This is a genomic window from Streptomyces sp. NPDC043685, from assembly GCF_056436585.1.
This window is the reverse complement of the sequence record NZ_JBWKCH010000007.1, coordinates 43,577-55,406: the sequence shown is the minus strand read 5'-3', so window position 1 is coordinate 55,406 and position 11,830 is coordinate 43,577. Positions and strand designations below refer to the sequence as shown.

General features: G+C 73.3%; 9 protein-coding genes and 1 pseudogene. 6 read left to right on the top strand and 4 right to left on the bottom strand.

Going from position 1 to position 11,830, the window contains the following annotated elements; genetic code table 11:
- The first annotated feature begins 53 nt into the window (after window positions 1–53).
- Window positions 54–1,259, top strand: a complete 1,206-nt coding sequence (locus AC0665_RS23375; protein WP_478705731.1) for a mannosyltransferase family protein — start codon at window positions 54–56, stop codon at window positions 1,257–1,259.
- Between the two features lie 227 nt (window positions 1,260–1,486).
- Window positions 1,487–2,479, top strand: a complete 993-nt coding sequence (locus AC0665_RS23370; RefSeq protein WP_478606758.1) for a phosphatase PAP2 family protein — start codon at window positions 1,487–1,489, stop codon at window positions 2,477–2,479.
- 74 nt (window positions 2,480–2,553) lie between these two features.
- Here AC0665_RS23370 and AC0665_RS23365 read toward each other — a convergent pair whose 3' ends face one another.
- On the bottom strand, window positions 2,554–2,769 hold the full coding sequence (locus AC0665_RS23365) for an I78 family peptidase inhibitor (protein ID WP_478705730.1): 216 nt from the start codon (window positions 2,767–2,769) through the stop codon (window positions 2,554–2,556).
- Window positions 2,770–3,194: 425 nt separating this feature from the next.
- Between AC0665_RS23365 and ctaD the strand changes: the two are divergent.
- Window positions 3,195–4,871 (top strand): annotated as a pseudogene (ctaD, locus tag AC0665_RS23360) (aa3-type cytochrome oxidase subunit I); the annotation flags it as partial.
- On the opposite strand, the gene AC0665_RS23355 reads toward ctaD, so the two are convergent.
- Genes AC0665_RS23355 through AC0665_RS23345 form a run of 3 tightly spaced genes read right to left on the bottom strand, consistent with a single transcriptional unit; the run spans window position 4,765 to window position 7,669 of the window.
- Window positions 4,765–5,805: a helix-turn-helix transcriptional regulator gene (locus AC0665_RS23355; RefSeq protein WP_478705729.1), complete on the bottom strand. Its 1,041-nt coding sequence runs from the start codon at window positions 5,803–5,805 to the stop codon at window positions 4,765–4,767. The pseudogene ctaD and the gene AC0665_RS23355 overlap by 107 nt on opposite strands.
- 39 nt (window positions 5,806–5,844) lie before the next feature.
- On the bottom strand, window positions 5,845–7,131 hold the full coding sequence (locus AC0665_RS23350; RefSeq protein ID WP_478606764.1) for an ABC transporter substrate-binding protein: 1,287 nt from the start codon (window positions 7,129–7,131) through the stop codon (window positions 5,845–5,847).
- Entirely contained in the window at window positions 7,106–7,669 is a 564-nt protein-coding gene (locus tag AC0665_RS23345; protein WP_478606767.1) for an MTB12 C-terminal domain-containing protein, read from the bottom strand. Before AC0665_RS23345 ends, AC0665_RS23350 begins: the two co-directional genes overlap by 26 nt.
- A 144-nt stretch (window positions 7,670–7,813) precedes the next feature.
- On the opposite strand from AC0665_RS23345, the gene AC0665_RS23340 reads away from it, so the two are divergent.
- Genes AC0665_RS23340 through AC0665_RS23330 form a run of 3 tightly spaced genes read left to right on the top strand, consistent with a single transcriptional unit; the run spans window position 7,814 to window position 11,783 of the window.
- A complete protein-coding gene (locus tag AC0665_RS23340) occupies window positions 7,814–8,290 on the top strand; it encodes a hypothetical protein (protein WP_478705728.1) in 477 nt (158 codons plus the stop codon).
- On the top strand, window positions 8,290–11,145 hold the full coding sequence (locus tag AC0665_RS23335) for an ABC transporter permease subunit (RefSeq protein ID WP_478705727.1): 2,856 nt from the start codon (window positions 8,290–8,292) through the stop codon (window positions 11,143–11,145). The genes AC0665_RS23340 and AC0665_RS23335 overlap by 1 nt, the downstream gene beginning before the upstream one ends.
- Window positions 11,142–11,783 (top strand): ATP-binding cassette domain-containing protein, encoded by a 642-nt coding sequence (locus tag AC0665_RS23330; RefSeq protein ID WP_478705726.1) that lies wholly within the window; start codon window positions 11,142–11,144, stop codon window positions 11,781–11,783. The genes AC0665_RS23335 and AC0665_RS23330 overlap by 4 nt, the downstream gene beginning before the upstream one ends.
- Window positions 11,784–11,830 lie beyond the last annotated feature (47 nt).

Below are 11,830 nucleotides of genomic sequence, written 5' to 3'. Positions count from 1 at the left end.
CGTCGACGCCCCGGCCGGCCGCGCGGTTGCGGCCGGGGTCGATAATCGGGCGGGTGACCGATCTTGAGACGCGCGCGGCCCCGGCCCGCGCCGGGGCGCTGCGCCGGGCGGCCCCGGCACTGGCCGGGTACGCGGCCGTCCGTGCCCTGGGTCTGCTCGCCCTGTTCCTGTGGAGCGCGGCGCGGGACAAGAGCGCGTACACGCTGCTGACCGCTCGCTGGGACGCGCTCTGGTACGTCAGGGTCGCCGAGCTCGGTTACGGCTACGAGGTCCGGCTGGCCAACGGGGACGTGCACTCCAACCTGGCGTTCTTCCCGTTGCTGCCCTGGCTGGAGCGGCTGGTGGCGGCGGTCTCGCCGCTGTCGTACGCGGACGGGGGGTTCCTCGTCAGCCTGCTGGCCTCGCTCGCGGCGGCCTGGGGCGTCTTCGCCGTGGCCGACCGGGTGTACGGCCGCCGGGCCGGGGTGTGCGCTGTGCTGCTGTGGGCCGTCCTGCCGGTGGGCGTCGTGCAGTCGATGGCGTACAGCGAGTCGCTGTTCACGGCGCTCGCGGCCTGGTCGCTGTACGCGGTCCTGACCGGCCGGTGGGTGACGGCGGGCACGCTGGCCCTGCTGGCGGGGCTGACCCGGCCGGTGGGACTGGCCGTGGTGGCGGCCGTCTGGGTGACGGCGGTGGTCTCCTTCGTGCGGGAGGGACGTGCGGCCGGACCGGACGGCGTGCGGGACGCGTCGCGCGCCGGGAATCCCGCCGATCCCGAGATTCGCGCCCGGCGTGTGCTCGGCATGCTCCTGGCCCCCCTCGGCGCCGCCGGCTACGTGCTCTGGGTCGGGCATCGCACCGGCAAGGGCCCGCTGGGCTATCTCGACGTCCAGGCCGGCTGGCGCAACGGCTTCGACGGCGGCTACGCCTTCGGCCGGTTCGTCGCCGACAAGTTCACGTCGTTCCCGTCGGCCCTGGCCGGTGCGGGGCTCGTCCTGGGGGTCGCGTCAGTCGTCTGGCTGTACGCGGTCGGTGTTCGTCAGCGCCAGCCGCTCCCGCTGCTGGTCTACAGCGGCGTCGTGACCGCGCTCGCCCTGTGCGCGTCGAGCTACTTCGGCTCGAAACCGCGTCTGCTGATGCCCGCCTTCCCGCTGCTGCTGCCGCTCGCACTGGCCCTGGCGAGGGCGCGTCCTCGCAGGTCGGCGGCGGTGTTCGGGGTCGTCGGGGTGGCTTCGGCGGTGTACGGGGCGTTCTGGCTGAACGGCTCCGGTCCGCCCTGACCCGCTGTGAGCGTCAGGGGAATTCCGTGCCATGCCGGGGTGAACGAATTCAAAAGCGCAATAAAACCCGCATCCTGAATGATCAAAGGAATTGAAGGCCACAGCCTCCGGCGATTACAGATTCGCTGGAAATAAACCTCCCCCTGAGAGGAATCCCACATCACATCGTCATCACAAAGCCGTTGATTCGCCCGGGATCTGAGCTCACTCGCTGTAACGTCGATTGGGTGCGTACCGAACCGAAGCTCACCCGTCTGGACCGGGTCTTCGCCCGGCTGGACCGTGAGCCGGAACGACCGGCCCACATCGATGTGCCGAAGATGAGCAGGCACCGCATCGTGCTCTTCGCGGCGACCCTGGCCTTCTACGGCGCGATCGTGTGGGCCGTGGTGATCACGTCCTGGCTGGTCCGGCTCGACTGGCAGGTCATGTTCTTCCGCCCGTACCAGCAGTGGTCGGAGATCCACTGGTTCGTCGACTACTACGTGGTCCTCGGACAGCGCGGCCCGACCGCCGTGATGGTCGCGGCCTGGCTGGGCTGGCGCTCCTGGCGCCAGCACACCCTGCGGCCGCTGCTCGCCCTCGGCGTCTCGCTGCTGCTGCTGAACATCACGGTCGGCGCCGCCAAGTACGGCATGGGCCGCCTGGGACCGCACTACGCGACCATCATCGGCTCGAACGAGATGTGGCTCGGCGGCGATATATTTCCGAGCGGTCACACCGCCAACGCCGTCGTGACCTGGGGAATCCTGGCCTACCTGGCCTCCTCCGCGAGAGCGCAGCGCTGGCTGTCCGCCGTGTCCGCCGTGACCTCGCTCGGCGTCGGGATGGCCACCGTCTACCTCGGTACGCACTGGCTGAGCGATGTTCTCCTCGGCTGGACCGCGGGCCTGCTGATCCTGCTCGGCCTTCCGTGGTTCGAGCCGCTGATCGCCCGTGCCGAGGCCTGGATCTTCGACCTGCGCGACCGTCTGCGGGCCCGGCGGCGGGGCGGCTCGGCCGTGCCGGCCGTCGCACCGCCCGTGGTGGTCACGCCACTGCCCGACCGGGAGGACGTCGCGGCCCACTCGCCCCGGGCCCCGGTCCGTCTGGCGCCGGGCCCGCACACGGCCCGCTCGGAGCGCACACCGACCACCCCGGCCGGCAGCCGCCGCCCGGCCCACCCGGAGCGCCATCCGCGCGGTTCGACCCCGTCGGCCCGCCCCCTGACGGGCGGCTGACCTGCGGCGGTGCGCACCCCGCCCGGCAGCGCGAAGGCCCCGGTTCGCAGCGGAACCGGGGCCTTCGCCGTGTCTCAGCCCTTCCAGGCCCGCGCGACGCGGCCGCCCCTGACCTCGAAGTTCAGCCGGCCCACGCGGTACTCCATGGTGATGATCGCCCCCGGCGGCAGCGAACGCACCGTCGCCCAGCCACGCCGGCGCGCGAGGTCTTCGGCCCGGTCGGCCTCCAGGCCGACGTAGGTGTCCGGGCTGTCGTCGGGTTCCGCGGAAGGTGTCGGATTCGGTGCCATGCCGCCACGCTATGTCCTGCCCGGCGACCGCGGAAGTCCGGCCCGGCCGGTCACTGTCCGCCCCCGGTCACGCTTCTGTCACAAGATCACGACAGGAGTTTCGGACGCCGTCCGTCACACGGACGAGCGGTTCCTTACGCCTTCCGCAGGCATTCGATCGTAATTCCCGCGGGTCACATGAGCTCATGGAAAGGCCCGGCGGAAAGCGCCGGGAGAAGTGCCTCCGGGACCGCGTTCCTTTCCGGTCGCCTCGCCCGCCCGGCGGGGCCTGCGCGCCGCGGGAAATGCGTGCCGCGGCGCGAAGAGGCCGGTACGCCCCCTGTCGGAGTGCGCGGTGACGCGAGCATCATGGCGTGAGCTCGCGGGCACCCGAGGCGCGGGCTGCGGCGGACCCGGTACGCGATGAGCGAAGGGGCGAGCGAGCGATGGGGACGCAGACCGTACAGGCCGTGGCGCCGGTCGTGCCGCGCACGCGGCACGGCCGGCTGGTGGTCGACTGGCTGACGACGACGGACCACAAGAAGATCGGCCACCTCTACCTGATCACGTCGTTCCTCTTCTTCCTGGTCGCCGGTGTGATGGCGCTGCTGATGCGCGCCGAACTGGCGCGTCCGGGTCTGCAGATCATCGACAACGAACAGTTCAACCAGGCGTTCACGATGCACGGCACGATCATGCTGCTGCTGTTCGCGACGCCCACCTTCGCGGGCTTCGCGAACGAGCTGATGCCGTTGCAGATCGGCGCGCCCGACGTGGCCTTCCCGAGGCTGAACATGTTCTCGTACTGGCTGTTCCTGTTCGGCGGGCTGATCGTGCTCGGCTCGCTGCTGGTGCCGTCGGGTCCGGCCGACTTCGGCTGGTTCGCCTACGCCCCGCTGAACAGCGCGGAGCGCACCCCGGGCATCGGGGCCGACCTGTGGATCATGGGCCTCGCACTGTCCGGCTTCGGCACGATCCTCGGCGCGGTCAACTTCATCACCACGATCATCGGGATGCGCGCCCCGGGCATGACGATGTTCCGGATGCCGATCTTCGTGTGGAACACCCTGTTCACCTCGATCCTGATCCTGATGGCGTTCCCGGTGCTCGCGGCGGCGCTGCTGGTGCTGGAGGCGGACCGGCGGTTCGGCGCGCAGGTCTTCGACGCGGCCAACGGCGGGGCGATCCTGTGGCAGCACCTGTTCTGGTTCTTCGGCCATCCCGAGGTGTACATCATCGCGCTGCCGTTCTTCGGCATCATCACGGAGATCATCCCGGTCTTCAGCCGCAAGCCGCTGTTCGGCTATCTGACACTGGTCGGCGCGACGATGGCGATCACCGGTCTGTCGATGATCGTGTGGGCGCACCACATGTTCGCGACGGGCGCGGTGCTGCTGCCGTTCTTCTCCTTCATGAGCTTCCTCATCGCGGTGCCGACCGGCGTGAAGTTCTTCAACTGGGCCGGCACCATGCTCAAGGGCTCGCTGTCCTTCGAGACGCCGATGCTGTGGGCGACGGGCTTCCTGGTGACGTTCCTGTTCGGCGGGCTGACCGGGGTGATCCTGGCGTCGCCCCCGCTGGACTTCCATGTGACGGACACGTACTTCGTGGTGGCGCACTTCCACTACGTCGTCTTCGGCACCGTCGTCTTCGCGATCTTCGCCGGTTTCTTCTTCTGGTGGCCGAAGTTCACCGGCAAGATGCTCGACGAACGGCTCGGCAAGATCCAGTTCTGGACGCTGTTCGTCGGCTTCCACACCACGTTCCTGGTCCAGCACTGGCTGGGCGCCGAGGGCATGCCCCGCCGCTACGCCGACTACCTGGCCGCTGACGGGTTCACCGCGCTCAACACCGTGTCGACGATCGGGGCGTTCCTGCTCGGCATGTCGACGCTGCCGTTCCTCTACAACGTGTGGAAGACCGCCAGGTACGGCGAGAAGGTCGAGGTCGACGACCCCTGGGGCTACGGCCGTTCCCTGGAGTGGGCGACCTCCTGCCCGCCGCCGCGGCACAACTTCACGACGCTGCCCCGGATCCGCTCCGAGTCGCCGGCGTTCGACCTGCACCATCCGCAGTACGCGGCGGTGACTGCGCAGCCCGAGCCAGAGCGCCATCAAGCCGGTCCCGGGTCCTCCTGACCGCCTCGATCAGCTCCACCGGCTCCAGCACCTCGAACTCGAAGCCCAGCATCACCACGTGGATGACCATCACGTCGAGGCTGCCGGCGCCGCAGCGCAGCAGACAGGTGTCCTCGCTCTCCGCCTCCAGCACCCCGGCGGAGGGCGAGATGCGCTGGACGGCCTCCGCCAGGGGCGCCAGGAGCCGCACGACGGCGTGGGTGGCGTAGACGCGCGTGGAGACACCCTCGGAGACGTAGGCGGCCAGGTCCTCGGCGGGAGGGTCGCGCGGTACGAAGCGCGGGCCGTGCGGCGGCCTGGGCGTGACGCGGTCCACGCGGAAGGTGCGCCAGCCGTCCCGGTCGAGGTCCCAGGCGACGAGGTACCAGCGGCGCTCGGTGCACACCAGGCGGTGCGGTTCGACACTGCGGCGGGTGGAGGTGCCGTCGTGGCCGCGGTACTCGAAGCGCAGCCGCTCGGCGTCCCGGCACAGGTGGGCGAGTTCGGTGAGCACGGCCGGGTCGACCGAGGAGGGCAGTGTGCTGCGCAGCATGGGCACGGTGACGGCGTTCAGGGCGCTCACCCGGCGGCGCAGCCGGTTCGGCAGCACCTGTTCCAGTTTGGCGAGGGCCCGGACCGAGGTCTCGCCGATGCCGTCGATGCCCTGGCCGGCGGCCGTGCGCAGGCCGACCGCCACGGCCACGGCCTCGTCGTCGTCCAGGAGCAGCGGCGGCAGTTCGGCACCCGCGCCCAGCTGGTAGCCGCCCCCGGTGCCGGGGCTGGCGTTGACCGGGTAGCCGAGTTCGCGCAGCCGGTCGACGTCCCGGCGCAGGGTGCGGGCGCTGACGCCGAGCCGTCCGGCCAGGTCGGCTCCGGACCACTCGCGGTGGGCCTGGAGCAGGGACAGCAGACGCAGCAGGCGGGCCGAGGTCTCCAACATGGGGGCGAGTCTGCCAGGCCTTGCGGACAGCCACTGTCCTCAAGGCCGGTAGGCCAGTTGCGGGACGGTGAAGCAGGTGCGGTTCATGTCCCCCTGGCCGACCCAGCCCTTGCCGTCCTGCCAGCGGGCGACCGACAGGCACGTCCTGCTGGTCTTCGGCGGTTCGGGCGACCGTTCGAAGCGGACGGGGAGCAGCAGCCCTCCGGCGGTGTAGCCCCGGCTGCGGTTCATGAAGCCGTCGACGCACGCGCGGGTGATGCCCGTCCGCGCGCAGGACCTCGCCGCGTCGGTGAACCAGCGCGCGGCCGCCCACCCCTCCAGCTGCCACTGGGAGTGCGTCTTCAGGCCCTTGGTCGCCGCACGGAACTCCCGTACGGCCGGGTGGCCGGTGTCCTGGAAGTTGCGGCTGGCGCCGGTGGCCCAGAGGGCGTTGCGGCAGTGCGGGGCGTCCTGGTAGTCGTCCTCCACGGTGGAGGTCCAGTTCTGCACGTTGGTCACCTTGGCGGTGACGTCGGCGCCGGCCTCGTCCATGGCCGTGCAGAGCCGGGCGTTGCCGTGCGCGTCGATCGCGTCGAACACCAGGTCGACGCCCTGCTCCTTCAGGTCGGCGGCCGCCGCGCGGAAGTTGGGCAGGGCGAAGTCGACCTGTTCGGTGACGACCTTGTAGCCCTCGGTGCGCAGGCCCCGCTCGACGAGCCGGGCGTAGGCGGCCGAGGCCGGCTGGTTGTAGGAGACCACGGCGGCGGTGCGGGCGCCGTGCTCGCGTTTGAAGTAGCGGTAGACCTCGGTGCCGCCGTACAGCGTGCCGCCCCAGCCCGGCGTGCCGTCGCGGGGCGCGAGGCTGCCGTAGATGCCGTAGAGGTGCGGGTAGGTGTCGTAGGCGCTGCCGATGGGCTGGCCCCCGATGTCGGGCACGCGGGCACGCGAGACGCGGGAGGCGCCCGCGTAGTCGAGGGCGGTGGTGGCGACCAGCGCGACGACCTCGTCCCGCTCGACGAGCCGGTGGACGCACTCGTTGTTGCCGACGCCGCTGCCGCCGTCGTCGCACAGGCGCACGTCGACCCGGCGCCCGTCGATGCCGCCGCGCGCGTTCAGCCGGTCGAAGTAGGCCCGGGCCCCGTCGCGGGGGCCGGTGAAGGCGCTGCCGCCGACCGGGCTGGTGGCGCTGGTGATGATCCCGACCCGCAGGGGCGCGGCGTCGCGGGGTGCGGGGCTGCGGCCACCGTGCTCGAAGTCGCTCTCGGGGAGCCGGCTGCCGCAGGCCGCGCTCAGGGCGAGCAGCAGCGCCGCGGCCACCGCCTCAGCAGCCCGGGACCGGTGACGCATTGCCGCTCAGCTGCACCAGCGCGCACAGCGTCTTGGCGGACACTTTCCAGGTGCCGTTCTGCTCGACGGCGCTCCCGGAGGCGTCGGGCAGCGCGGTGGCGCCCTTCAGGGTGAGCGTGTACGTCACGTCCGCGCCGGTCGCGGAGGTGAACTCGACCTTGGTGACCTTCGCCTGGACCTGCCCGCCGCGCTCGTCACCGCTGAAGGCCTGCAGGACCGGGCCCATGCGGTCGCCGTTCTCCAGGACGGCCTGCTTGTCCTCGGTCGAGGTCTTCGGATCGAAGAACTTCTGCCAGTTCTGCCGGATCTCCGCCTCGGCAGCAGCCCGGTCCGCCGGGGCGGAGGCCGGGGCGCTCGTGGTCCGCTCGGCGGTCGGCGTGGGAGGCGTGGACGCGCTGCCGCCCCCGCTGTCGTCGCTGCACGCGGCCAGGGCCGGGGCGAGGACCAGGACCAGGGAGGCGGCGATCGCCGTACCCCGTCCCGCGGCTCGTGGACCCCCCGTCGCGTTCCCCCGCCTGAGGTCGCTGCCGAGAACCATCTGGCTCACCACCGGGTGTCGGTCCGGGCCATGTGCGCCCGGTGCTTTCAGGGTCAGCTTCCACAGGGCATAGTGCAAGCGATCGGCGGACTTGAACAGGCGGCCAGGCGCGTGCACAGCACATCCGACGTGTGGGAGCCAGCGATGCGGACCAGTCGACTGCGGACCGTGCGTCCCGTCTCGTGGGCGGGCTGGGCCGCCCTCGCCGCCGGAGCGGTGCTGTGCGTGGCCGGCTGGTACGGCGTCTCCGGCGAGCGCTACGCCGAACGGCAGCTGCCCTACCTGGCCTCCTGCTCGATCCCCGGCGCCGCGCTGATCGTCGCCGGGGCGGTGCTGCTGGCCCGGGGCCGGGAATCGCTCGCCGCCACACGCGTGGAGGAGCTGTACGGCCTGCTGGTGGCGGCCGGACCGGCGAAACCGCAGGAGACCGGCGGGGCCGCGCGGGCACCGCTCGCGGTCAGCGGCGACCTGCGGACGGTGCCGGGCGGCACCCTGTGGCACCGCGCGGACTGCCCGCTGGTGGCGGGAAAGGCCGAGGCGGTCCCGGTGGACTCCGAGCTGGTGGCGAGCGGTGAGCTGACCCCCTGCCCGATCTGTGAGCCGGCCGAAGAAACCGACTGATGTCCTCGCTCACGTACGACCTCACCCTCGCCGGGCTCTCGGTCGGCAGCGCGGCGGCGCTCACCGGGATCGGTCTGATCGTGACGTACCGCGCGACGGGCGTGCTGAACTTCGCGCACGGCGCGATCGCGATGGTGTGCGCGTACGCGCTGCGGCAGTGCGTGGTCGAGTGGGACTGGCCGCTGTGGCTCGGGTCGGCCGTGACGCTGCTGGTGCTGGCTCCCGGGCTGGGTGTCGTCCTGGAGCGGTTCGTCTTCCGGCCCCTGGCGGTCCTGGGCGGTGATCCGGCGCAGACGCTGGTGGCGTCCATCGGCGTGTTCGTGCTGCTGGTGGGCGGGGCGGCGCTGGTGTGGGGGCAGGGAGCCCGGGACGACGCGCCGGTGCTGGTGCCGGACGAGCCGTGGGGGCAGCTGGCGGTGGTGCTCGCGCTGGCCGCCGGGGTCACGGCGGTGGTCCGCAGGACGCGGTTCGGGCGGGAGCTGCGGGCCGTGGTCGACGACCGTCGGCTTGCCGTGCTGGGCGGTGTCGACGCGGACCGGGTCGCGGCCACGGGCTGGGCGTTCGGTTCGTTCACGGCAGGCCTGACGGGAGTGCTGCTGGCGCCGTACGTGCGGCTCGACCCGTACGGTCTGTCACTGCTGGTGATGGAGGTGGTGGCGGTCGCGGTGGCCGCGCGGATGCGGAGCCTGCCGGTGGCGGTGGTGGTGGCGCTGGCTGTCGGGGTGGCGCAGAGCCAGCTGACGCGGCTGCACCCGTCCGGCTGGGCGGAGCCGCTGCTCCGGGCGGTGGGGACGAACCTGTTCGTCGTCGCGCTGCTGGCCGCGGCGCTGGTGCTGCCGGGCGTCGGGGAACGGGACACCCTGCCGCGTACGCCCGCCGCGCGAGTGCCGGCCCCGCCGGGCGTCCGGATCGTGGTCGTCGTGCTGTTCCTGCTGCCGCTGGGCCTGGCGGGCCGGGACCTGCACACCTCCGTCCAGGTGCCGGCGCTGGCCGTGATCCTGCTGTCCCTGGTGGTGGTCTCCGGCCGCGGCGGTCAGATCGCGCTGGGGCAGGCGGCCTACGCCGGGCTGGGCGCGCTGTTCACGGCGCTGCTGGCGGCGGGCCGCTTCCCGGGGCTGCCCGCGCTGCCGGAACTGACGGCGCTCGCGGTGTCGGTGGCCCTGGTGGCGCCGCTCGGACTGCTGACGGGCTGGCCGGCGATCCGCCGCCGGGGCCTGGCGCCGGCACTGGCGACGTTCGCGGTGGGCGTGGGGGTGAGCCGTTTCGTCTTCGCCCAGCCGTACGCCACGTCGGGCCTGTCCTTGAGCCGCCCGGCGGGCTTCGACGGGGACCGAACGTACTACGCGCTGGAGTTGCTGCTGCTGGCGGCCGCGCTGCTGGCGACGCACGCGCTGCGCCGGGGGCGGACCGGCCGGGCCCTCGCCGCGATGCGGGACCACGAGGCGGGTGCGCGGGCGGCGGGCGTGCGGGTGCCGTCCCTGAAGCTGACGGCCTTCGTCGCGGGCGCCGCGCTGGCCGCGCTCGGTGGCGGCATGCTCGGCATCGGGCTGCGGGCCTTCGACGCGGCCGCCTACGACCCCGTGCGCGGACTGCTGTGGTTCGCCGCGGTGGTCGTGCTGGGCGCGGACAGCACGCTCGGCGCGCTCGGCGCCGCGGCCTTGCTGGTCGGGCTGGACGCCGGCACCCGGGGCGGTGTCGCGGCGGCCCTGATCGGCGTCCTGGCGGTCCTGGTGGGCCGCTTCCCGGGCGGCGTGTACGAGGCGCTGCGCACGGCGGCCGAACGCCTGCGGCGGCGCCGCGCCCCGGCCCTGACGCCGGTGGGCGTGCGGGCCCGCGAGCTGCTGCGCCCGGCGCAGCCGGTGGCGGCCCGGGGGGCACGGGTGCCGACGGGGGCGACGGCTGCGACGGGGGCGATGGGTGCGACTGGTGGGACGCGGGCGACTGATACGGCGGGCGCGAATGGGGTGACTGGGGCGGCAGGCGCGGCTGGGGCGACAGATATGGCAGGCCGGGCGAGGGCTGCGCCCTCCCCAGCCGTCCGCCCGGGACTCACCCACGAACCCCCACCGACCACCCGGCCGGAGACACCCCCGGCCCCCTCCCCCGCCGCCCGGCCCCGTCCGGCGGCGTCCGCGGGTCCGGTCGCCGTGGCGGCCGTCGCTCCCCTCCTCATCGCCCGTCGCCTCCAAGCCCGCTACGGCGGCTTCACCGCCCTCGACGGAGTCGATCTGGAGCTCTCCCCCGGCCGGATCACCGCGGTCGTCGGACCCAACGGGGCCGGGAAGAGCACCCTGTTCCACTGTCTGGCCGGGACGCTGCGGCCCGTGCACGGCACGGTGCGGCTCGGGGGGCGGGACATCACCGCGCTGCCCTCCCATGCCCGCGCCCGGCTCGGTGTCGCGCGGACCTTCCAGCGCCTGGCCGTCTTCCCCTCACTGACCGTCGCCGAGAACGTCCGGGTGGGCGCCGAGCAGCGGCGGCCGGCCGATCCGGGCGCCGTGGAGCGGACCCTCAGGCTGCTCGGACTCGACGGACCCGTCCGCGCCCTGCCCGCCGCCGGGCTGCCCACCGGCACGCTGCGCCGCGTCGAACTGGCCCGGGCGCTCGCGGGCGGCCCCCGCGTCCTGCTCCTCGACGAGCCCGCCGCCGGTCTCGACACCGCCGAGGTGACCGCCCTGGCCCGGGTCCTCAAGGCCCTGGCCGCCGACGGCACGGCCCTGCTGGTCGTCGAGCACGACCTGGACCTGGTGGCGGGTCTGGCCGATGTCGTGCTGGTGATGGCCGCGGGCCGGATCGTCGCCTCCGGCCCGCCCGGGCAGGTCCTCGACACCCTCGCCCGGGGGGACGGCCGATGACGCTCGTCGCCCTGCGCCACGCACGCGTGCGCTACGGCCCCCTGGAGGCCCTGCACGGCATCACGCTGGCCGCCCCCGGGCCGGGCCTCACCGTGCTGCTGGGGCGCAACGGCTCCGGCCGCACCACCGCCCTGCGCGCCCTGGCCGGCACGGTGCCGCTGTCGGGTGGTGCGGTGCTGTGGGACGGCGCCGACGTGACCCGCGTGCCCGCGTACGAGCGCGCCCGGCGCGGCATGTGCCTGGTACCGGAGCGGCAGGCGGTGTTCGGCTCGCTCACCGTGCGCGAGAACCTCGAACTCACCGCCCTCGACCACACCGCGGCCCTCGACGTCTACCCCCCGCTGCGGCCCCTGCTGGAGCGGCGCGCCGGCACCCTCTCCGGTGGGGAGCAGCGCATGCTCGCCCTCTCCCGGGCCCTGCTCGCGGACGCGCGCGTGGTGCTCGTCGACGAGCCCGCCCAGGGCATGTCGCCCGCGGTCGCGGCCCGGACGTACGCGTGGCTGGCCGGGCTCGACGCGTGCGTGGTGATCGCCGAGCAGCGGCTGCCGCCCGCCCTGCGGGAGCGGCCCGCGCTCGTCTACGAACTGCGCCGCGGGACCGTCGCGTTCGCCGGGGAGGCGCGCGAGCTCACGGGCTGATCCCCGACGCCGAGACCCCGCCCGGTCGGCCGACCGGACGGGGCCCG

Bases quoted from the DNA above. Each gene is read 5' to 3' on its own strand.
- AC0665_RS23365 (WP_478705730.1), bottom strand. From the start codon at position 2,769: ATGGCACCGAATCCGACACCTTCCGCGGAACCCGACGACAGCCCGGAC.
- AC0665_RS23355 (WP_478705729.1), bottom strand. From the start codon at position 5,805: ATGTTGGAGACCTCGGCCCGCCTGCTGCGTCTGCTGTCCCTGCTCCAG.
- AC0665_RS23350 (WP_478606764.1), bottom strand. From the start codon at position 7,131: ATGCGTCACCGGTCCCGGGCTGCTGAGGCGGTGGCCGCGGCGCTGCTG.
- AC0665_RS23345 (WP_478606767.1), bottom strand. From the start codon at position 7,669: ATGGTTCTCGGCAGCGACCTCAGGCGGGGGAACGCGACGGGGGGTCCA.
- AC0665_RS23340 (WP_478705728.1), top strand. From the start codon at position 7,814: ATGCGGACCAGTCGACTGCGGACCGTGCGTCCCGTCTCGTGGGCGGGC.
- AC0665_RS23335 (WP_478705727.1), top strand. From the start codon at position 8,290: ATGTCCTCGCTCACGTACGACCTCACCCTCGCCGGGCTCTCGGTCGGC.
- AC0665_RS23330 (WP_478705726.1), top strand. From the start codon at position 11,142: ATGACGCTCGTCGCCCTGCGCCACGCACGCGTGCGCTACGGCCCCCTG.